General features: G+C 48.3%; 20 protein-coding genes and 1 pseudogene. 8 read left to right on the top strand and 13 right to left on the bottom strand.

The window, feature by feature from the left end; genetic code table 11:
• The first annotated feature begins 15 nt into the window (after positions 1-15).
• Positions 16-2,118, top strand: a complete 2,103-nt coding sequence (locus tag GA0071314_RS00485; protein WP_074394814.1) for a methyl-accepting chemotaxis protein — start codon at positions 16-18, stop codon at positions 2,116-2,118.
• Here GA0071314_RS00485 and GA0071314_RS00480 read toward each other — a convergent pair.
• Positions 2,115-3,041, bottom strand: coding sequence for a LysR family transcriptional regulator (locus GA0071314_RS00480; RefSeq protein WP_027337177.1), 927 nt, complete (start codon positions 3,039-3,041; stop codon positions 2,115-2,117). The two genes, GA0071314_RS00485 and GA0071314_RS00480, sit on opposite strands and share 4 nt — an antisense overlap.
• A 160-nt stretch (positions 3,042-3,201) precedes the next feature.
• Between GA0071314_RS00480 and GA0071314_RS00475 the strand changes: the two genes are divergently transcribed.
• Positions 3,202-3,978, top strand: a complete 777-nt coding sequence (locus GA0071314_RS00475) for a ferredoxin--NADP reductase (RefSeq protein ID WP_074394813.1) — start codon at positions 3,202-3,204, stop codon at positions 3,976-3,978.
• A gap of 96 nt (positions 3,979-4,074) precedes the next feature.
• On the opposite strand, the gene glnK is transcribed toward GA0071314_RS00475, so the two are convergent.
• The 3 genes from glnK to GA0071314_RS00460 form a co-directional block, all read right to left on the bottom strand.
• Positions 4,075-4,413 (bottom strand): P-II family nitrogen regulator, encoded by a 339-nt coding sequence (gene glnK / locus GA0071314_RS00470; RefSeq protein ID WP_066320813.1) that lies wholly within the window; start codon positions 4,411-4,413, stop codon positions 4,075-4,077.
• Positions 4,414-4,609: 196 nt separating this feature from the next.
• Positions 4,610-5,857: an ammonium transporter gene (locus GA0071314_RS00465; RefSeq protein WP_074394812.1), complete on the bottom strand. Its 1,248-nt coding sequence runs from the start codon at positions 5,855-5,857 to the stop codon at positions 4,610-4,612.
• Between the two features lie 45 nt (positions 5,858-5,902).
• On the bottom strand, positions 5,903-6,241 hold the full coding sequence (locus GA0071314_RS00460; RefSeq protein ID WP_027337181.1) for a P-II family nitrogen regulator: 339 nt from the start codon (positions 6,239-6,241) through the stop codon (positions 5,903-5,905).
• Positions 6,242-6,577: 336 nt separating this feature from the next.
• Between GA0071314_RS00460 and GA0071314_RS00455 the strand changes: the two genes are divergently transcribed.
• The 6 genes and pseudogenes from GA0071314_RS00455 to GA0071314_RS00430 all read left to right on the top strand — a co-directional run bounded on the left by GA0071314_RS00455 (position 6,578) and on the right by GA0071314_RS00430 (position 13,992).
• A complete protein-coding gene (locus GA0071314_RS00455) occupies positions 6,578-6,943 on the top strand; it encodes an accessory factor UbiK family protein (RefSeq protein ID WP_074394811.1) in 366 nt (121 codons plus the stop codon).
• Positions 6,944-7,096: 153 nt separating this feature from the next.
• A complete protein-coding gene (locus GA0071314_RS00450) occupies positions 7,097-8,071 on the top strand; it encodes a helix-turn-helix transcriptional regulator (protein ID WP_074394810.1) in 975 nt (324 codons plus the stop codon).
• Between the two features lie 98 nt (positions 8,072-8,169).
• Entirely contained in the window at positions 8,170-10,281 is a 2,112-nt protein-coding gene (locus GA0071314_RS00445) for a TonB-dependent siderophore receptor (RefSeq protein ID WP_074394809.1), read from the top strand.
• 139 nt (positions 10,282-10,420) lie between these two features.
• On the top strand, positions 10,421-11,290 hold the full coding sequence (locus GA0071314_RS00440) for an ABC transporter substrate-binding protein (RefSeq protein WP_231896488.1): 870 nt from the start codon (positions 10,421-10,423) through the stop codon (positions 11,288-11,290).
• A gap of 99 nt (positions 11,291-11,389) precedes the next feature.
• A pseudogene (locus tag GA0071314_RS00435) lies at positions 11,390-12,364 on the top strand (YifB family Mg chelatase-like AAA ATPase); the annotation flags it as partial.
• A gap of 35 nt (positions 12,365-12,399) precedes the next feature.
• Positions 12,400-13,992, top strand: coding sequence for a recombinase family protein (locus GA0071314_RS00430; protein WP_074394806.1), 1,593 nt, complete (start codon positions 12,400-12,402; stop codon positions 13,990-13,992).
• Between the two features lie 29 nt (positions 13,993-14,021).
• On the opposite strand, the gene GA0071314_RS00425 is transcribed toward GA0071314_RS00430, so the two are convergent.
• From GA0071314_RS00425 to GA0071314_RS19385, 9 genes are all read right to left on the bottom strand, one after another.
• Complete coding sequence (locus GA0071314_RS00425) at positions 14,022-15,629, bottom strand: hypothetical protein (protein WP_074394805.1); 1,608 nt, start codon at positions 15,627-15,629, stop codon at positions 14,022-14,024.
• Between the two features lie 113 nt (positions 15,630-15,742).
• A complete protein-coding gene (locus GA0071314_RS19415; protein ID WP_156524082.1) occupies positions 15,743-15,898 on the bottom strand; it encodes a hypothetical protein in 156 nt (51 codons plus the stop codon).
• A gap of 45 nt (positions 15,899-15,943) precedes the next feature.
• On the bottom strand, positions 15,944-16,090 hold the full coding sequence (locus GA0071314_RS19410) for a hypothetical protein (protein ID WP_156524081.1): 147 nt from the start codon (positions 16,088-16,090) through the stop codon (positions 15,944-15,946).
• A 17-nt stretch (positions 16,091-16,107) separates the two neighbouring features.
• Positions 16,108-16,347, bottom strand: a complete 240-nt coding sequence (locus tag GA0071314_RS19405; protein WP_156524080.1) for a hypothetical protein — start codon at positions 16,345-16,347, stop codon at positions 16,108-16,110.
• Positions 16,348-16,351: 4 nt separating this feature from the next.
• On the bottom strand, positions 16,352-16,519 hold the full coding sequence (locus tag GA0071314_RS19400) for a hypothetical protein (RefSeq protein ID WP_156524079.1): 168 nt from the start codon (positions 16,517-16,519) through the stop codon (positions 16,352-16,354).
• Between the two features lie 158 nt (positions 16,520-16,677).
• Positions 16,678-16,851: a hypothetical protein gene (locus tag GA0071314_RS19395; RefSeq protein ID WP_156524078.1), complete on the bottom strand. Its 174-nt coding sequence runs from the start codon at positions 16,849-16,851 to the stop codon at positions 16,678-16,680.
• A 318-nt stretch (positions 16,852-17,169) separates the two neighbouring features.
• A complete protein-coding gene (locus GA0071314_RS00415) occupies positions 17,170-18,573 on the bottom strand; it encodes a zonular occludens toxin domain-containing protein (RefSeq protein ID WP_074394803.1) in 1,404 nt (467 codons plus the stop codon).
• A gap of 18 nt (positions 18,574-18,591) precedes the next feature.
• The gene (locus GA0071314_RS19390) at positions 18,592-18,927 is read right to left on the bottom strand and encodes a DUF2523 domain-containing protein (protein WP_156524077.1); all 336 of its coding nucleotides are present in this window, start codon (positions 18,925-18,927) and stop codon (positions 18,592-18,594) included.
• A gap of 2 nt (positions 18,928-18,929) precedes the next feature.
• Entirely contained in the window at positions 18,930-20,396 is a 1,467-nt protein-coding gene (locus GA0071314_RS19385) for a hypothetical protein (RefSeq protein WP_156524076.1), read from the bottom strand.
• Positions 20,397-20,400: the final 4 nt, after the last annotated feature.

Raw genomic sequence — 20,400 nt, 5'->3', positions numbered from 1 at the left:
AGAGAACTAACAACAATGACATTTAAGTCTGTCCGCACCCTCATCGCCACGCTTGTCGGTGGCTGTATCCTGCTGGTCGTGGCGGCGTTGGTCATCTACTCGGTGATTGCCAACGCCCGCTCCCAGGCCCTGGTTGAAAATCAGACGAAAGCGCTGCTCGAACAAAACATAGAGGCACGCCTGGCGGCGACCGCGTCGGCCCAGACCGAGGAAATCAAGGGCGAGCTCGAGCACGCCCTCACGCTTGCTCAAAGCCTGGCGAACACCAATGCCATGCTGGGCCAGGAAGACGGCGAGGGTCAGCCGTTGATGACCATGAGCCGTCGCGAGCTGTCGCGGCTTGTGCGTCAGACCGTGGTGGATAATCCCGACCTGCTCGACGCCTTTATTGGCTGGGAGCCCAACGCCTTTGGCAACGATGACCGCTATACCGGCCGCGAAGATCAAGGTTACGGCCCCGATGGTCGCTTTATGCCTTGGTGGTATCGCACCGAAAGCGGCGATATCGAGGTCTTGGCGCTGGGCAGCGACATGGAAAATCAGGAGCGCGATGCCGATGGCATTCGGCGCGGGGAATACTATCTGTGCCCCAAGGAAACGAAGCGTACCTGTGTGGTCGACCCTCACCTCTACGACTACAACGGCGAGACCTTACTGGTCACGTCGTTCAATGCGCCCATCCTGGTCGACGGTGAATTCCGCGGCAGCGCCGGTGTCGACCTGTCGGTCGAATTCATTCAGGGGTTGCTGGAAGAAGCCAATCAGTCGCTCTACGACGGCGCGGGTGAAATCGCCTTGATCGCCTCTCACGGAGCTTTGGCCGCCCATACCAGCGCGCCTGACCTGCTCGGCAAGCTCGCTGAAAACGAGCTGGATGAAGACCTTCAGGCCGGCATCGCCCAGGCGCAGCAAGGGGAGAAGGTGCGCAGGCTAAACACGGACCAGGGCATGACCGAACTCTATTGGCCCTTCTCGGTGGATGACAGCGGTAACCCCTGGGTGCTGATGATCCGACTGCCTGAAAGCGCCGTCCTTGCCGGTCTCAATGACCTGGAGACACAGCTGGAAGACCAGCGCGAGGCCTCGACACTCGGCATGATTGGCATGGGGTTGATCATCGCCTTTCTGGGCCTGGTGGCCAGCTGGCTGCTGGGCAACAGCATCTCTCGCCCACTGAAGCGCCTTGCCAGCCGTATGCAGGCGATCGCCTCGGGCAACGGCGACCTCACCCAACGCCTGCCGGTGCAAGGCCGCGACGAAAGCGCGGCGGTGGCCGAGCAGTTCAATGCCTTTGCCGATAAAATCCAGACCATTTTATTGGATGTCCGACGCAGCAGCGAATCGGTCAATCACGCCGCCAATGAAATCACTCAAGGCGGCCGCGACCTTTCCCGGCGTACCGAACAAGCGGCCGCCAGTTTGCAGCAAACATCGTCGGCGATGGAGGAAATCAGTAGCACCGTCGCGCACACCACCAGTGCTTCGCAGGAAGCCAGCGGCCTTTCCAAAACCGCCTCACAGCTGGCAGGACGCACCGACGAGGCCTTCGGACAGGTGGTGACCACGATGGATGCTATCCGCACCACATCGTCGGAAATTCAGGACATCGTCAGCGTCATCGATGGGATTGCCTTTCAAACCAATCTGCTGGCGCTGAACGCCTCGGTGGAAGCGGCCCGGGCGGGCGAACAGGGCCGCGGCTTTGCCGTGGTGGCCAATGAAGTCCGCCAGCTGGCGTCACGTGCCAGCGACGCGGCCAAAGATATCCGTCAGCGAATTGATGCCTCAACCGAGAAGGTCGAAAGCGGCACCCAAATGGTGCGCGACGCCGAGGCGGCCATGCACGAGCTTGCCGAAAGCGTCTCTAGGGTCACTCAGATGCTGGGTGATATCAGCACCGCGGCTGGCGAGCAAAATGATGGCATCAGCCAGGTCAGCATTGCGGTCACCGACCTGGATCAAATGACCCAGCAGAACGCGGCGCTGGTAGAGGAGTCGACGACCGCCGCCGAGCAGTTGAAAGACCAGGCCGACTATCTGGCCGAGCTGGTCGGTGGGTTTACGCTGGAGTCAGACCGTCACGGGTCGGCGTTACCGGCACCTGAAACGCGTCGTTAAGGGATCGGCGGCAGGGGGATGTCATCGCTGCGCTTGGCGCCAGCGGTCATCTCCCGGCACAGCCGCAGGAACTCGCGCACGCCGGTGGTGAGGTACTTGTGGCGATGCCAGATAAAGGTGAACTGACGCTTAAGATCCAGTTCCGGCGTGGGTAGCGGTACCAGGCTGCCCCGCCGGAACGCATCACGCAGCGCCAGCCGCGAGACACAACCAATTCCCAATCCTGACTCCACCGCGCGCTTAATGCCTTCGGTATGCTCAAGTTCAAGCAGCGTATTGAAGCGACTGCGGCGATGGCGCGCAGCGTGCTCCAGAGTCACCCGCGTACCCGACCCCTCCTCGCGCATGATCCAGTCCTCCCGCAGCAACTGTTCAAGCTCCAGATGGGTCTTGCCCGCCAGTGGGTGGCGTGGCGAACAGAACACGCACAGCTCATCCTCGACCCACGGCTGACTGATGATCATGTCGTCATCGCAGGGCCCTTCGATCAACCCAAGGTCCAGCGAGTGCTGACGAACACCCTCGATGATATGGCGTGTATTGCGCACCGCCAGACGCACGCGACTGCCGGGATAGCGCTGCATAAAATCGCTGATTAAGAGCGTTGCCAGATAGTTGCCAATGGTCAGGGTAGCGCCAACCTCCAGCGACCCCACGCCTTGCTGACCGCGCAGTAATTCCTCCACCTCCTCGGCTCGGTCAAGCAGCCCAACGGCCTTAGGCAGCAGCTGAAAGCCCAGCGCATTGAGCTTGAGGCGCTTGCCGATGCGGTCGAGCAGTTGGCAGTCGAACTGACGCTCGAGCTCTGCCAGGGCGGTGCTGGTCGCCGACTGCGACATGGCAAGCGAGCGCGCGGCATGGGACACGCTTTCGTGTTGCGCAACGGCAACGAAGACTTCCAACTGACGCAGGGTATAGTGCATGAAACCCGCCTATATCGATTTTGAAGATATCCGTTATCAATATAATTTACTTAACAGATATACCACCCTTTGCTTAGACTTGTCGGCAACTTAATACATATTTTTTATTCTTTTTAAGCATATTGTGGCGTGGCTAGCGTCACCCGACGGAGGAATTGGCATGAGTAAGTTCGCCCTGGAAGACGTACTCAGCGTTCATCACTGGAACGACACCCTGTTCAGCTTCCGCACTACCCGGGAACGCAGCCTGCGCTTCAAAACCGGCCAGTTCGTCATGATCGGCCTGGAAGTCGACGGCAAGCCGCTGATGCGCGCTTACTCGATTGCCAGCCCCAACTACGAGGACCACCTTGAGTTCTTCAGCATCAAGGTACCCGACGGCCCGCTCACGTCGCGTCTGCAACACCTGAAGGTCGGCGATCAGATCATGGTCAGCCGCAAGCCGACCGGTACGCTGGTCACCGACGACCTGCTACCCGGCCGCAACCTTTACATGCTGTCGACCGGTACCGGCCTTGCGCCCTTCTTGAGTCTGATCCAGGACCCGGAAGTCTACGAGCGGTTCGAGAAAGTCGTACTGGTCCACGGCGTGCGCGAAGTCTCCGAGCTGGCCTACGCCGACTTTATCACTAAAGAACTACCCGCCCACGAGTACCTGGGAGAAGAAATCGCTGAAAAGCTGGTTTATTACCCAACCGTCACTCGCGAAGACTTCCATACCATGGGCCGCCTGACCGACCACATCCGCACCGGCAAGCTGTTTGAAGACACCGGCCTGCCGCCCATCGACCCGCGCCAGGACCGGGCGATGATCTGTGGCAGCCCCGCCATGCTGGATGATACCAGCGCGCTGCTCGACGAACTGGGCCTGAATATCTCGCCGCGCATGGGCGAGCCTGGAGACTATGTGATTGAGCGTGCCTTCGTCGAAAAATAATCCTTTCAACGCTTAGCCGCTCATTAAAAACCCCCGCCAAGCGGTGCGCAATAGCACCGTTTGGCGGGGGGTTTGTGTTCTGGCGCGCGGCGGTGGTTACACTGCGTCTTTACCGGTCTCGCCGGTACGGATACGAATCACTTGCTCAAGCGGCATGACAAAAATCTTGCCATCGCCAATCTTGCCGGTATTCGCCACCTGGGTAATCGCTTCGATGACCTGCTCAACCATGTCATCGTCGACGGCGACCTCAAGCTTCACTTTGGGCAGAAAATCGACCACATACTCAGCGCCCCGGTATAACTCGGTATGGCCCTTCTGGCGACCAAACCCTTTCACTTCGGTAACGGTAATGCCCTGTACGCCAATGTCGGAGAGCGATTCGCGCACGTCATCAAGCTTAAACGGCTTGATAATGGCAGAGATTAGTTTCATTGCGAGATCCTCTAGCTGGGTAGCCATGGTGGTAGATAAAAAGATAGCGAGCGCTAAAGTCCCGCCCGTTATCCGTTAGCTATCAGCATACACCGCTACCGGCGGAGAATAAAAAAAGCCTCCCCGTGAAGGGAGGCCATAGACGAGCACTCGGGCTCACTTGGTTAGCATCGAATTACTTTTTGATGCTGCCCACTTATTTCTTAATACCGAATTCGGGGTAGGCTTCAAGACCGCACTCGGCGATGTCGACGCCTTCATATTCGTCTTCTTCGCTCACCCGGATACCCATGATCGCTTTGAGAATCAGCCAGACCACCAGACTCGCCAGGAAGACCCAGCCGAAGATGCCCAGGATACCGATGATTTGCGCACCGAAGTTTGCATCACCGTTATTCAGCGGTACGGCAAGCACACCCCAGATACCTACGACACCGTGAACGGAGATGGCACCAACCGGGTCATCCAGTTTCACTTTATCCAGCGTAACGATGGCGGCAACTACAATCAGGCCACCAATGGCACCGATAATCGTCGCACCAAGGGCTGAAGGCGAGAGCGGGTCAGCGGTAATCGCCACCAAACCAGCCAGCGCGCCGTTCAACGCCATGGTCAGATCGGCTTTACGGAACCACAGTTTGGCAAGAATCAGCGCGGCAATCACACCACCCGCAGCCGCGGCGTTGGTATTCACAAACACCTGGGCAACGTTGTTGGCCGAGTCAATGGCCGCCAGCTTGAGTTCAGAGCCGCCGTTAAAGCCGAACCAGCCCATCCATAGAATGAAAGTACCCAGCGTGGCCAGCGGCATGTTGGCGCCCGGAATCGCATGGATGGAACCATCTTTACCGTATTTGCCCTTACGCGGACCCAGCACGATCACACCTGCGAGCGCCGCAGACGCACCGGCAAGGTGCACAATGCCCGAACCGGCATAGTCAAAATAGCCGACTTCAGATAACCAGCCGCCACCCCAGGTCCAGTAGCCTGATACCGGGTAGATCACAGCGGTCATAACCACGGCGAACGCCAGGAAGGCCCACAGTTTCATACGCTCAGCCACGGCACCCGACACAATCGACATGGCGGTCGCCACGAACACCACCTGGAAGAAGAAGTCGGAACGCATGGAGTAGTAAGGCGCGTCGTCGCCACCGGCCGTCACGGCATCCGCGCTGTTTTCAGCGCCGATTAAAAAGCCAAGATTGGGCAGGAAGCCACCGGCATTGCCGGAATACATGATGTAGTAGCCCACCAGCAGATACATGGTGCAGGCGATCGCAAACAGCGCAATGTTCTTGGTTAGAATTTCAGCGGTGTTTTTAGAGCGTACCAAGCCTGCTTCCAGCATGGAGAAGCCCGCGGCCATCCACATCACCAGCACGCCGCAGATCAGAAAGTAAAACGTATCAAGCGCGTAGCTAATATCAGTCAACTCTTCCATTGTAAGTTCCCCGTTGAACTAAAGAAATGATCCGAAAAGCCAGATTTAAACGGCGTCTGCACCGCGTTCACCCGTCCGAATCCGAATAACGTCTTCAAGCGGCGTAACGAATACCTTGCCGTCACCGATTTTGCCGCTGTTAGCCGCGCTGCAAATTGCATCGAGCACGCTTTCGAGGCGGCCGTCATCTACGGCGACTTCAACTTTTACCTTAGGCAAGAAATCGACCACGTATTCAGCACCGCGATATAACTCGGTGTGGCCTTTCTGACGACCAAAGCCTTTAACTTCGGTGACGGTAATGCCTTGAACACCGTTGTCGGCCAGTGCCTCACGAACGTCGTCGAGCTTGAATGGCTTGATGATGGCGGTGATGAGTTTCATCCCGAATCTCCCCTGCTGGATTAAGGAGCGGCGCAGCCGCCCGAAAAAAGTGCCTGCTCCACTAATGCGCATACCGTGCCACCTGTTTTTTTTGTTATGGATTTCAATATTTTAAATATAACCAAATAGAGCGCTACGGCTAATAACACCGCCATTACGCGCTGCCAACCCGGGTATTGCACCAAAACTGAACACATGCAAAACGCAAGCGCTCCACTTTGATGCATAAGTAGGGCGCAAGAATAATTGAAGTAAGAAACATGCGAATCCCGCCTGGGTTGCGTATCCTGAATATCAGTCATCCGTATCGTGACACCGACATTTAGGAGTAGAGCCATGGCCCCTCAAGACCGTATTAGCCGACTCGCCCAGCAAATTGGCGACCGCTTGCAAAACGCCTCCCAAGCGCCTGAAGACATTCAGAAGGGTGTTCATCAGGTCGTGCGCAGTGCCTTTGACCGATTGGAACTGGTGTCCCGCGAGGACTTCGATATTCTGATGGACGTACTGCAGCGCACCCGCTCGCGGGTAGAGGCACTAGAACGCCAGGTGGCCAGCTTGGAAGCCGCGGTGGATGCCCAAGCAGCAAATGCGTCAACCCCCATAGAAGCCGAAGCACCGCCGCTGCCGGTAGAGCCTCAGAAAGATGACGACAATGCGCACCCAGAAGGTGGCAGCAGCTCGTCCAAGCCTTCAAAATAAATGCGAATAACTATCATTGACTATTGTTGCGTGCATGGTAACGTAACTTGCATCCCATGACTTAAGCGGTGCACAGAGGATTTGCGCGGTTACCACCGAGCCAATGCCCTATTTTGATGCATCGCTGTTTTTCACCGCTACCGTGATGCACGTATGACCACCGCCACCTTAGACGCTCGGGCCAGCCAACCGCTTTACGAGCTAACGCCGGGGACACTTGCCCAGCTAGGCCAGCGTTTCGGTATCGACTATCGGGTGCGCAATGCGCCCGCTGAGTCGAGCGTGGCAACCGGCAGCGTACGCGATGTTGCGCTCCCTCAGGCAATGCACTTAACGCTTTCCGACTTATGCGTGAACTGCGCCTATAGTTCATCCTCGCGCCAGACTGCGCCATGGTTTATCAGCGTCGTGCTGGAGGGTCATATCAGTGCTCGTCTGGGTTCTCAGCGCTTTCAACTTAACGCGGGCGACGGTATGTGCGCCCATTTCACACCCCAGCAGCCACTGACTGTTTTCCAGCCCGCCCAGACCCGGCTGCATACGGTGAACGTGGCGGTGCTCGCTACCACCTCGCTGGATTTGCCCCCGTTACCCACCGCGCCGGGGTTATACCCTTGGCGTTTGTCGGCAGCCTTGGCTCAGGCATTACGCCATGCCGCCGCCGAGCCGCTGGCCAACTGGCGCCAGCCACTGATTTGGCAGGGGCTAGCACTGCAACTGTTGGGCGATGGGCTGCCTCACCATGGCCAGCAAGACTCAGCCGAGCCGCTGGCAGCACAGACAATGCGCGGCATTTCGGCCCGCGACGAGCAGCGTTTGGCTATTCTTCACGCTCAGTTAGCGGCTTATCCCTCACGCGCTTATTGTCTCAACGACCTTGCGCGGGAAACCGCCATGAGCCCCAGCAGCTTGCGTCATAAATTTCGCACCCAATACGGCTGTTCAATATTTGATCACTTGCGCCAATGCCGCTTGGCCAAGGCGTATCAGGATCTGCAACGCGGCATGAGCGTTCAACAGGTCGCGCATACCTGCGGCTATCGCCACGCCACCAACTTCGCGACAGCCTTTCGTCGCCGCTTTGGTATCGCCCCTAACGAAGTCGCCACCCAGCGCGTCGCCAGATGAATTTGGCGTTGCGCATAGCCAATTTGGCAGACCGCATACCTTTCCCCTGCATTTAAAAGTAATAATTCTCATTATTAAAATTAGTAGGGGACCACATTATGCCAATTTCACTTTGCCGCTTTCGCCCATCATTGCTGGTCATTTCTGTGGCTATGGCAAGCGGGTCAGCACCCTTTACGTTTGCACAATCAAGCAACGATGAAACGTTAGCTACCGTCACCGTCACCGCCCAGCAGGCGGCCACCAAGGTCGAGACGCCATCGATCGAAACACCCCAAAGCGTTTCAACTGTTACTCGAAACGACATGGATAAACGCGGCATCAGCACCGTACAGCGAGCAACCGACTACACCCCTGGCGTCTACAGTAATCAGGTAGGTGCCTCCAACCGGTTTGACTACTTGGTACTGCGCGGTTTCTCCGACGGCAGTTTGAGCAATACCTTTCTGGACGGACTGAAACTCATCGGCGACACCAACTCGCACAGTTCGCTGCGGGTCGATCCGTGGTTTTTAGACAGTATTGAAGTGGTCAAAGGCCCGGCCTCGGTGCTCTACGGGCAGGCCTCGCCGGGCGGCGTCGTTGCCATGAATAGCAAGCGACCCGACTTCCAATCCGGCGGAGAGCTACGCTTTCGCGTGGGCAATAACAACCAGCGCAGCGCCGCCTTTGACTTGACCGGCCCGCTGGGTGAGGAACAGCGCGTGGCCTACCGTTTAGTGGGCATTGCCAGCGCTGCTGATACGCAATTTGGCCCCACCGAAGAGGAACGTTACGCCATTGCGCCCTCGCTCACCTGGGATATAAGCGACGATACCAGCCTGACGCTGGACGCTTATCTGCAAGACGAGCCCGAAGGTGGCTACCACTCCGGCGTGCCGTATGAGGGTGCCGTGGAAGCGCGCAATGGCCGTAAAATCAGCAATACCTTCTTTGACGGTGAAGAGGGTTACGACGCCTACGATCGCACACAGCGCATGGTGGGCTACGCCCTGGAGCACCGCTTTAATGATCAGTGGCAGGCTCGCCAGCAGCTACGCTACCTCAACTCCGACGTGACGCTGAACCAGGTCTACGGCTTTGGCTGGGAAGCGCCCGACTCCGATCAGTTACTACGCTATTACTCCGGCAGCGAGGAGTCGCTCGACGCCTGGACGGTGGATAATCAGCTTGAAGCCAACCTCAATGATGGCTTTATGGAGCATACCGTGCTGGCCGGGGTCGACTACCAGCAGCGCGATAATGACGTCAGCTGGCCGTCAGGCGCGTTTCCTTCGCTGGATGCCTTCAACCCGACTTACGGTGCAGAACCCACGGCAATGTACCCGCCGACCAACGAGCGCCACGAGCTGGAGCAAACCGGCGTCTACCTGCAAGACCAAATTGCGCTCGATAACTGGCGCTTCACCCTGGGCGGGCGCTACGACTGGGTCGATATCCGCAATACCAACCAGGACTCGGGGCAAGCAAGCGCGCTTGATGATACCCAGTTCAGCGGCCGGGCCGGGGCGGTTTACCTGTTTGAGAACGGCGTCGCCCCCTACCTGAGTTACTCAACGGCCTTCACACCCACCAGCTTTGTGGATGCCGACGGCGACCTGTTGGCGCCCATGGAAGGCGAGCAATGGGAAACCGGGGTCAAATACCAGCCCAGCGACAGCGACAGCCAATACAGCGCCTCGCTCTTTCACATTAGCCAGGAAAACGTGGCCACCAAGGAGCAGCCCAACGACCCATACCGCGCGGTGGGAGAGATCGAATCCCAGGGAATCGAGCTGGAAGCACGTACCCAGCTCACCGATGCGCTGTCGCTCCAGGCAGGCTACAGCTTCACCGACATCACCTACGCCAAAAGCGATGACGGCAACGAAGGCAACAACGCGATCTATTCGCCGCGCCATCAGGTCCAGCTGTGGACACAATATGCATTTAACGACGGCTGGCTGAGTGGCGCCGACATTGGCGCAGGCGTACGCCACTTCGCCGATATCGCCGCCGACCGCGCCAATACGGAAAGGGTGCCTGACTACACCCTGGTAGACGCCACCCTGGGCTACGATCTTAGCGAGGTAGGCATGCAAGGCGTCGAAACACGCCTCAACGCCAGCAACCTGCTGGATGAAGACTACGTGGCCTCGTGTAACTCCCTTGAGTACTGCTACTTCGGCGCTGAACGCGGCATCACCGCCAGCGTGCATTACCGATTCTAAATATCATTAAGCGTTAATACCGCCCAGGCCTCCTTGCCTGGGCATTGTTTCCATAAATACGGGTTTGCAAACAATAAAGATTATCGTTTAAATACAGGCCTTATTTTCTATTGAAGCCGTTATCATGCGCTGCTCCGCTATGTCTTCCCTGCTCGCCCGTATGGGCTTGCTGACTGTGTGTCTGCTCGGCGCCTTGCCCGCCCAAGCACAGCTGGCCACCATCGACTGGACAGTCGCCGAAACGCTGGTGGCCCTCCAGGCGCCTTTGGGGGGTAGTGCTCAAAAAGATGACTATCACGACTGGGTGGGCGAGCCACGGCTGCCGGATGACATCGCTGACCTCGGTTTACGCAGCCAGCCTAACCTGGAACTGCTGGCCCAAATGAAGCCTGAGCGCACCCTGATTTCACCCATGTTTGCTGGGTTGACGCCACAACTGGAACGCATCGCGCCGGTCACCACCATCGAGCTATACGCCCCTGGCAACGAAACCTGGCAGGAAATGCAAACCATCACTGAGAAGATAGGCGAACTGGCCGACCGCGAACCCCAAGCCGAACAACTGATCGAGCAGACACAAGCGCTGATGGCCCAGCTGCGTGAAGAGCGACCCGACACAGCGCCGCTGTTGATGATTCAGTTTATGGATGCCCGCCACGTACGCGTATTTGGTGACAACAGCCTCTATAACGCGGTACTGGAGCAGTTGGAGCTACCCAATGCCTGGGAGGAAACCACCAACGCCTGGGGCTTTTCGCTGGTTGGGGTCGAAGAACTCGCGCGCTACCCGGACGCCACCTTGATTATCGTCGACCCAATGCCCACTGGAGTCGAGTCACAGCTCGAAGAAAGCGGCCTATGGCAGCAGTTGCCCAGCGTTAAACACGACAGACTTCTACGCCTACCGCCCGTATGGAGCTTCGGTGCGCTGCCCTCGGCCCAGCGTTTCGGCCGGGAATTGGTCACTGCGTTAAAGGACGCGCCCCGCCATACGCTAACCCCTCAGTGATAGCGCGCTATGCCGTAGCGCGCGCCTAGCTACCCACCCCCTAACAAATGCGGTAGGTTAATAAGCATAAGGTAATCAATAACCAGCGAGGGAACGCGCATGACGCTTGCCATTGTGGCGACACGGGCCGGGGTCGGCCTGGACGCACCGGCGGTACACGTAGAGGTGCATCTGGCCAACGGCCTACCCGGCTTGACGTTAGTCGGCCTGCCGGAAACCGCCGTCAAAGAAAGCCGCGAACGGGTGCGCAGCGCTCTGGTCAACGCCGGTTTTGACTTTCCCAACACCCGGCGCATTACGCTCAACCTTGCCCCTGCCGATTTACCCAAAGAGGGCGGCCGCTTCGATCTACCCATTGCGCTGGGCATTCTCGCCGCCTCTGGGCAGATTCCTGTCGATGCCTTAGAAGGCATGGAGTGCGCGGGCGAATTGGCGCTGGACGGCAAGCTGCGCGCCGTGCCCGGTATCTTGCCGTTTGCGCTGGCCACGCGGCGTGCCAAAAAGGCGTTAATCATCCCCCGCGCCTGCGCCGATGAAGCCGCGCTGGCGGGCGACTTACCGGTGCTTCCTGCCGATACGCTCTGGCAGGTGGTTGCCCATCTGCTCAACCAGGAAAAAATCCCACCGCACCAGTTGCCGGCGTCGGTGAAAACCACTGAACCAATGGCCGACCTGGCCGACGTTCGTGGCCAGCAACAGGCCAGGAGGGCGCTCGAAGTCGCCGCCGCTGGGGGCCATAACCTGTTGTTCGCTGGCCCGCCGGGCACCGGCAAAACCATGCTTGCCAGCCGCCTGCCTGGCATCTTACCGCCGCTTAGCGAAGAGCATGCGCTGGAAGTCGCCGCAGTTCGCTCGGTGTGCGGACTGCCGCTGGAGGCCGACTGGGGCCAACGGCCTTTCAGGCAACCCCACCACAGCGCTAGCGCCGCCGCGCTGGTGGGCGGCGGCTCAAAGCCCAAGCCCGGCGAGATATCACTGGCCCACCACGGCGTGCTGTTTCTGGATGAGCTGCCGGAATTTTCCCGCCACGTGCTGGAGGTATTACGCCAACCGCTGGAGAAGGGTGGGGTGTATAATCAAACAATATTTACAGCAAAAGAGCCAGGGATATGAAAGCGATAGCATACGTTCGGTATTCATCAGCGGTTCAAGGGGATGGCGACAGTGTAGAAAGGCAGATAAGCCCGCTGGAAGCTTTTGAGAGACGTTTCAACGTGAAGGTTGAAGAGATTTTCAAAGACGAAGGGGTATCGTCATACAGTGGCGACAACATCAAGAAAGGACGTTTTTCAGAGATATTAGAAAAAATCGAAAATGAAGAAATAAAGAAAGGCGATTTTCTAGTCATCGAATCAATCGACAGAATAAGTAGACAAGAACTAAACAAAACAGCAAAGATATTACAAGACATACTTGAGAAAGGAATTAAAATATACACAACAATAGACGAAAGACTTTATAACTATGAAGACAAAGAGAGAGATCTTGAAAACTATCTGATGATAGGACTCATAGCGAAAAGAAGCAACGACGAATCGGAAACAAAATCCAGAAGAAGGAAATCAGCATGGGATAAAGCGAAACAGCTAGCAGAAGATGAGGGGAAGATTTTTTCAACATCTATAAATACACCGTATGGACTGGAAATTGTAGATGGAAAGTTCAAGATCATAGAAGAAGAAGCTAAAGAAATAAGGTTTATAATTGAAAATTTAAAATACGAAGGTGTTAGTGCGACAATTAGAAAATTAAACGAATGGAGCAAGAGAAGTTGGAAACCGCACCATATAGGGCACTTTTTCCACAATCAATATATTCGTGGTGTATACAGAGCACAAAAAAGAGAAAACAAAAAGAAAGTTCACGAAAGATATATTGAGAATTACTATCCACCGATAGTGAGTGAAACCGCTTTTTATGAAGCAAGAGAAGCAATGAAAAAAAGAGAAACAAAAAAAGAATATGGAAATAAAGCTAAAGGTCATTTGAATATTTTTAAAAATTGTATTAAATGTAAAGAATGCGGTTCTACAATGATTTTTATGAAAAACAAAAATCCGAGAGGGGTTTGGTATAGTTATTATTCTTGTGAAACGAAAAAAGAAAAAAGAGCAGGTTGTGAAGACCAATCCTTAAGGGCTGAATATGTTATTGCTTTATTTCTCGCAGAGTTAGAAATAAGACTACAATTTAAAGATGATGTAGATGAAAAAGACAAGTTAATATATGAAATTATGCGAACAGAAGAAAAACAGGAAGATAAGAAATTATTTAATGATAAAAACAACGAGCTACAAAAGAAAAAAGCAATATTAAAAAATCTAGAAAATACAGCGGAAGAATTAGCAGAGAACGCACCAACGTATATATTTAAGAAAATGTCAATAATTGAAAAAGAGGTTGAAAAACTAAAAGACGAATTAAATAAAATTGAAATTAAAAAAATTGAATCGTTAAATATATACTCTTTCGATGAATTAAAAGAGTTAGTTTATACAGAAAAAGGAAGGTTAAAACTAAACAAGTTTTTAAAAGATAGAAATATAAAAGTTTTCGTTGAATATAGACGTAAAGAAAGGACAGTCGAGCAAAGTATTTATATAGATAATGAAAGATATTCAGTAAAAGCGAGAAAGTTTGATTTAAGAAATGACACTTTACTTGAAAAATACGAGATGAAAAATCTAGCAGAGTATATATAAATTATAGCCCCCTTTCGGGGGCTTTAATATTAAAGAGTGATGGACTTGATCATATTCTTAAAAGATTGACTGTTTGCTCTTTCTTCTTCTTCTTTTGATAAAATATATACGTTTGAAAAGTCAGAAACTTCTTTTTCTTTTTTTGTATATTCTGTTTTATCTTCAAAACCAATATTATTCTTTTCTATTTCTTCAATATCTGTTGAATAGTGGTCAACGACAAAGGCTTTCATATCTTCACTGTTTTTGTGAAGCTCAGGGTTAACGTAGGTATTAGGATAGGCTTTATACAATGAAAGGAGCTTTTCATAGTGCTTGAAGAATAGTTCTTCATCAGTTAGCTCTTGCTTGCCTTCTTTTAATGATTGAATAAAAGCATCAATACCTTCTTTTCCCTGTTCGCTTGCGATTCTTAACAATTGACCTCTATTCTTAGACTTAACAACAAAAGACCAATCGGAATAATCAAGTGAAGCCAAAAGGTCGGCAGGGTCATCAGATTCAGAAGCATCAAGCTCGTCTTGCTTTTCATCAGAAAGTTCATCAAGACCAATCAAGTTTTTAAAACCAGCCGAAAAGGTTAACTGTGCCTTGCCTTTGGTGCCTTTTACATAATCAAGAAAGGTTTCAGAATCTTTGGCAGATTTAGCGGAATCAGCGAGAATCTGGAAAGGTGTTCGACCATGTTTCTTACCTTGTTTACTTGATTGCTTCGTGATCTCAGCATCAGCCCCCCACTCTTCTGTTCCTGCTTTTGTGAGATAGTCTGTTTCGTGTGCTCTTGGTATAACATCAATACCATGTGCCAAGAAGTCAGCATATTGCTTACTTCCAAAATTTTGAAGAAGACCAGTCTTCTGAAGAGCAGAACCCCAAGCTCTATCAAAAAAATCTTTAAGAACTATTTCAGAAACTTCATCAGCAAACTCTTGATTATCAGTTTGATCTTTATATCTGTCATCCATAAAATAAAGAACGTGTCTGTGAATATGTGGACCATTTTCGCCAAAAGTCATTTCAGTGGCTGTGATTTCACCAACATATCCAATGCTTTTCTTAAAGTCTTTATATCTGCGATGCTCTTTCATGAAAGCCATGGCACTTTGAAACTTTGGAAAGAGTGTATCAACAGTATCAGTGCGACTATGTGGAGTTGTGAAAGTAATCAAAGCAACCTTTAAGTTTTTGGTCAAAAGCTCAGGAGTAGGCATAAACTGACGACGTTTCTTTTTAAATATAAAACCATTTTCAAACTGTGAATCTTCAAAAGCTCTGCGAGCATGTTCTTCTTTTGATATGTAAATAGCATCAGTTCGAAGGTCTAGGCTATGTGCCCAGTGGAAAGCCTGTGAAACTCTCTCAGACCTTTTCGCTTGTATGATAGGGGCACACACAGGGCAAACCCAAGCACCCGCACACACGACCAAACCGCCATAGTGAGAGGTGCCATATTCCTTAGACCTCAATATTGATATATCAGAATCTTTGGAATAACGAGCAACACGACACTGTGAAACTTTGTTAAAATTCTGTGGATACTTTAAACCTTCTTTCTTACCTTCAATATAACAAATCTTTGAAGCTAGGTTTTGAAGATAATATCTTTCAACAATTTTTTCATTTTTTTCTTTTAACATTTTGGAAACTCCTTTTTCCGTTTATTTAAATACATTTTTTAAGTTCTTTTTCTAGGTGGCCTATGATATAGCATCTGTTCCAAGGGTGGAGGGCTTTCGCCCTCCAAAAACCCTTACAAACAGTTAGAGGCATAAGCCTCAGCTTCACTAAGTAAAGACTTATAATCACTACATAGATGAGAATTCTCTCTAATAAACTTATTAACCATTTCCCTTCTGTGGTTTTCTTCTTCTTCAAACTCATCATATTCATCTATAAAATCACTCATTTTACTTCTCCTTTTTTGTTGTTGTTTTTACGGGCTTCGCCCTAGTTATTGAATGTCAGAAGGACGCATATTGTCTGCGACAAGTGAAAGAATATCATTCATTAAATACTCATCAACTTCATCAATTTCAATCTCTTCGATTTCTTCAATTGTTCTGATTTCTCTTTTTTGTTTTTGTGTTAGAACGTCCATGTTCTTCTCCTTTTATTTTAATTATATAAACCATCTCTTATATTATTATTTAATTTATACATAGCTAAATCTCTATGTGTATTTACTCTTGTATTTTTAAAGTCTTCGACTGTGCTAATTCTACGATTATTTTTAAACTCTACATAATCAACTAAAATATTATTTTTTAATAAATAAAGTTTATCAGAACCATCACGACCAGATTTTGGTAAAATACTAAAACCATTTTCAATTATTTTTTTATATTCTGTATTCATTTTATTAACCTCTATTATTATTTTGAGAACCGTACTCCAAAGAGTCATCACGCAACTTATTTATTAAAGATAATAATTCGGAAAAATCATCAGAATCTAGGTCAATCTTTTCACAAACAAAGTTAATAACTGCACACTTGCTATGAACAACTTGGTCTTTTTTACTAAACATATATAGCTCCTTTTTTTATTGTTTATATATTATAACATATAAATCCCTTCATTTGTTAAATATATTTAATTACTTGGTAAAATTAACACTATTCACGCAAAACTTTATACATCTTCTTTATATAATTAAAATTATGTAAAGAAGACATATTTTATTTATTAAAAACCATACGTAGAAGCTTTCTTCAAATGCTTTCTTTGTAAGCTCTTGATTTTTGGAGTTTTTAAATTAAAACGCTTAGCAATAACCTCCGGCTTTTCATTTTTATTATTTATAATAAACTCAATAACTTCTTTTTTTCTTTCGTCTGACATTTCTTTGAATAATAACATTATCTTTCTCCTTTTTTATTATGTAAAAACATTATAACATATAAATCCCTTCATTTGTTTGCTTTTTTGATTTAATTGTGATAGTTAACATAATTCGCGCAATATTTTAATATTATAAATAAAAGGAATGATTTATATTAGCATCAGTTAATGATAATTATTAGCAAATGATAATATAAAGATTGATTTAAAACAGGCATAAAAATAAGCGATGTAATAAACAAAGCTTTTAAACTTAATAAAATACGAATAAATTATAAATTAAAACATAATAGTTAAAAAACAATTTAGATAGTTCTCATTTACATATAGAAATAATTATTGATTAAAAACATCTAATAATGAACCTTGTTGGTTTCCATTTTCATCGTCAGAAATAGGAGTTGAATCAAAATCAGAAACAGAGGAGTTACTATATTGTTTGTCATTTATATGAGTAATCACAGAAGAAAAATCAGGACAATCTTTATATTTTAAAACTGCACTGAATATGTCTGCTTTCTCGTAGACTTTTACATTTTTAACTAACGACTCCCCCATCCTTGCAGTGCCAGGGTCTTTATATTGTTTTTTATAAACATCTTTAACATCTTCAAAATAAATAGAGCTTAATATATAGTTGTGGTGTCTCAATTGTGTAGAACTAACAACAGTAAGTAAAGAAGAACCATTTTTATAAACATCGAAATAGTGCCTTTCGTCTATTGTATGACTATAAGTAAAATCATAATCAGAAAGCGGGTGTTCGCACTGTTCAGGCTCGGGAGAAGGCAATGACTCAGATGAAGGAGGCGGTGCATTCAATATCGCTTGCTCAGCTTTTAAAGAACGAGATGATAATTCCTGTTTTAACTCAGTATCTGAATTACTTTCAACAATTTCATCTTGTTGACCTGTAAAAATAGAAGTATCAATGCCAAGAGCTTTGTATATTGCATAAGCTATAAATGCAACAGCAAAATAAACTTTCCAGTTTCGCCAGACAGCTTTCTGGTCTTGAATACCTGCTTCACCGTTTCCACCCTTCGTATAACTACTATAAAAACCAAAATACTCTTTTTTATATTTTCTCATTTCTTGTCTATATGTAGAATTAGCAGAAGACAAACGAACATTATCAAAATAAAAAGCTTTATAAGAATTATTTAAAGACAAATTATTTAATTTTTTAAGCCTCTTTTTTACTTGTGTTAGTTTAGCAATTTTTTTATTGATTTGATCCCAGTTTTGAGTTATTAAAACAACATCAGAACTTGAATGTCTATGTTCAGTAAACCAATTCTCAAAGTCTCTGTATGTATCATCAGAAGGAGAGGAAGAAGGAAAGACAATTTGACACTCATCAATAATATATAGAGGTCCAAGACCATTTTCTTTAACTTTCATATTTTCATAGTCAGTAATATCAGAAAGAAAAGAGAAGGGACGATGTGCAACGCCGTTAATTCTTTTAGCTTCTAGCTTTATTATATAGCTCGTGTCATAACCTTGTTGTTCAATATATTCAAGATTTAAGGGGAGGTTAGTAACTATATAACGAGCTTCATCATCATCAGCTTTATTCTTTTTTGGAAAGAAAGCAAGAAAACTGTCTTTTAAAGCTTGAAACTTGCCTTTATCTTTCTCTTGTCCTGCTTTTCTAACAAGAGCAGGTAATACGTGTTTTGTAGTTGCTTCGTAGCTTTTACCAGCCCCTGGCAATCCTTCTATTAGTGTAATCATATAAAATCCTTTTTATTATTAGTTAAACTTAAAAAATGGTATAAAAGAGCCAATTATTCTTAAAGCAATCTTTATTAAATAAGCTGTTAATATTATCTTGAAAGCTGTTGGCAAACCCATGGCATTAAAAGCTTGGAGAATAGGTTCAGGAACTTGTAGAAGTAAATTATGGACTGTATAAGTCATCAAAACATCACTATCGATAAAACTTAAAAGATACTGAACAAAATCAAGCATTGTTGAAGTAACTGTATAAGCTAAACTGTAAACAGTGCCCGGTATAAAATAATCAACTAAAAATAAAAGACCTGAAGAGCCAGCCACAACTAGCGGAATTATTAAAAATAATGGCATATTTATTCACCCCCTCTGAATAGTATTTTTAAAGATAAAAACATAGCAAAAACTAATGTCATAGTTTTAAGTAATTGATAAATAAAACAGGGAACATTGAAAGAGTATTGTTCTTCATCTAAACCTAGACGACTTAAAAAAGAAAACTCAATAGCAGGGCAAGATTCAAAGTCAGTTTCAGGAACTCTAAAACCGGACAAAAACTGATAACCCGGCAACTCTTGAAAATCAGGCAAAGCATCATCCCAGGCATCTTTCATAGCATCAGCTAATTGATAAACATCAACATCAGAACCATCATCGCAAACTTCTTCACCGTCTATCGTGTAACAGTCTCCACCGTTACCATCTCCTTGTTCCTCATCAGTGCCATCATCGCCTGTGCCTTCATCTGTGCCACCTCCTGTTCCGCCTGTCTCGTCTCCTGTGTCATCTCCTGTGCCTGTGTCACCACCAGTGCCGTCGTCTGTGCCTGTATCGTCGCCAGTGCCGTCGTCTGCACCTGTGTCGTCTCCTGTGCCTGTATCATCGCCAGTGCCGTCGTCTGTGCCTGTATCGTCTCCTGTGTCGTCATCAACATATTCATCGCAAGGAACGCCATCAATTTCACATTCATCATCTTCGGAAGGTGTTGACTCATCAAGACTAGGTAAAATAACTTCAGTGCTAATTCTATTTATAAAATCACTAAAAGAAGTGGGATTTAAACGAGAATCAAGACCTGAACAGTAATGAGTAGAACCTTTGGGCCACTTATACGCACCTTTAGTAATAGAAGAACCTGAAGAATAAAAACCTTTAACATAACCATAAGAGCTAACAGCGACACGATAAGCACCAGAATCATTTAATGTTAAGTCAGGACAAGAAGAATCTAATTCATATAAAACTTTTTTAGAAAGATTACCATCAATATAACTACCAAAATTTTTAGGATTAGTAAATCTAAAAACAGGCAACATATAATAATCAGCATTTGATGATAAAACATCAGAATAAGAATTAATTTTATAATTATCTTCTAAATCAAAACAACGATCAACAGTACTGTCTAATGAATCAAAAGTGAGAGACTGACAAGCATACTGTGCTGTGTCTTCCTCTTCACCTGCCCCTGTCCCATCATCCTCTTCATCACCTGTGCCTGTGTCGTCGCCTGTGTCATCTGTACCTGTTCCTGTTCCATCGCCTTCTTCATCAGGTATTTTAGTTACATTAAATAAAAAATAACTGTAATCATCTAAACCGTGACTCCACTCAGAATCTGAATCAGGAACCAAATAGCAACCTTCACTTTCAAAAGCAACAGGTGGAATACCCATATATATATTATAAGAAGCGGGACCATCATCGCTAAACCTTATTTCTTCTTGACCTGTGCAAGCATCATAGTCAGCAGCATTTGCGAAAATGCTAGGCGAGTATAAAATAGTTAATATAAATAGTAGAGTAAGGATTTTTTTAATCATTGTT

The organism is Halomonas sp. HL-93 (genome assembly GCF_900086985.1).
Classification (GTDB): Bacteria; Pseudomonadota; Gammaproteobacteria; order Pseudomonadales; family Halomonadaceae; genus Vreelandella.
Note: the sequence above shows the minus strand (reverse complement) of the source record. Positions and strands in the feature narration are given on the sequence as shown.

Coding starts and splice junctions, on each gene's coding strand:
- GA0071314_RS00485 (WP_074394814.1), top strand. CDS start 16: ATGACATTTAAGTCTGTCCGCACCCTCATCGCCACGCTTGTCGGTGGC.
- GA0071314_RS00480 (WP_027337177.1), bottom strand. CDS start 3,041: ATGCACTATACCCTGCGTCAGTTGGAAGTCTTCGTTGCCGTTGCGCAA.
- GA0071314_RS00475 (WP_074394813.1), top strand. CDS start 3,202: ATGAGTAAGTTCGCCCTGGAAGACGTACTCAGCGTTCATCACTGGAAC.
- glnK (WP_066320813.1), bottom strand. CDS start 4,413: ATGAAACTAATCTCTGCCATTATCAAGCCGTTTAAGCTTGATGACGTG.
- GA0071314_RS00465 (WP_074394812.1), bottom strand. CDS start 5,857: ATGGAAGAGTTGACTGATATTAGCTACGCGCTTGATACGTTTTACTTT.
- GA0071314_RS00460 (WP_027337181.1), bottom strand. CDS start 6,241: ATGAAACTCATCACCGCCATCATCAAGCCATTCAAGCTCGACGACGTT.
- GA0071314_RS00455 (WP_074394811.1), top strand. CDS start 6,578: ATGGCCCCTCAAGACCGTATTAGCCGACTCGCCCAGCAAATTGGCGAC.
- GA0071314_RS00450 (WP_074394810.1), top strand. CDS start 7,097: ATGACCACCGCCACCTTAGACGCTCGGGCCAGCCAACCGCTTTACGAG.
- GA0071314_RS00445 (WP_074394809.1), top strand. CDS start 8,170: ATGCCAATTTCACTTTGCCGCTTTCGCCCATCATTGCTGGTCATTTCT.
- GA0071314_RS00440 (WP_231896488.1), top strand. CDS start 10,421: ATGTCTTCCCTGCTCGCCCGTATGGGCTTGCTGACTGTGTGTCTGCTC.
- GA0071314_RS00430 (WP_074394806.1), top strand. CDS start 12,400: ATGAAAGCGATAGCATACGTTCGGTATTCATCAGCGGTTCAAGGGGAT.
- GA0071314_RS00425 (WP_074394805.1), bottom strand. CDS start 15,629: ATGTTAAAAGAAAAAAATGAAAAAATTGTTGAAAGATATTATCTTCAA.
- GA0071314_RS19415 (WP_156524082.1), bottom strand. CDS start 15,898: ATGAGTGATTTTATAGATGAATATGATGAGTTTGAAGAAGAAGAAAAC.
- GA0071314_RS19410 (WP_156524081.1), bottom strand. CDS start 16,090: ATGGACGTTCTAACACAAAAACAAAAAAGAGAAATCAGAACAATTGAA.
- GA0071314_RS19405 (WP_156524080.1), bottom strand. CDS start 16,347: ATGAATACAGAATATAAAAAAATAATTGAAAATGGTTTTAGTATTTTA.
- GA0071314_RS19400 (WP_156524079.1), bottom strand. CDS start 16,519: ATGTTTAGTAAAAAAGACCAAGTTGTTCATAGCAAGTGTGCAGTTATT.
- GA0071314_RS19395 (WP_156524078.1), bottom strand. CDS start 16,851: ATGTTATTATTCAAAGAAATGTCAGACGAAAGAAAAAAAGAAGTTATT.
- GA0071314_RS00415 (WP_074394803.1), bottom strand. CDS start 18,573: ATGATTACACTAATAGAAGGATTGCCAGGGGCTGGTAAAAGCTACGAA.
- GA0071314_RS19390 (WP_156524077.1), bottom strand. CDS start 18,927: ATGCCATTATTTTTAATAATTCCGCTAGTTGTGGCTGGCTCTTCAGGT.
- GA0071314_RS19385 (WP_156524076.1), bottom strand. CDS start 20,396: ATGATTAAAAAAATCCTTACTCTACTATTTATATTAACTATTTTATAC.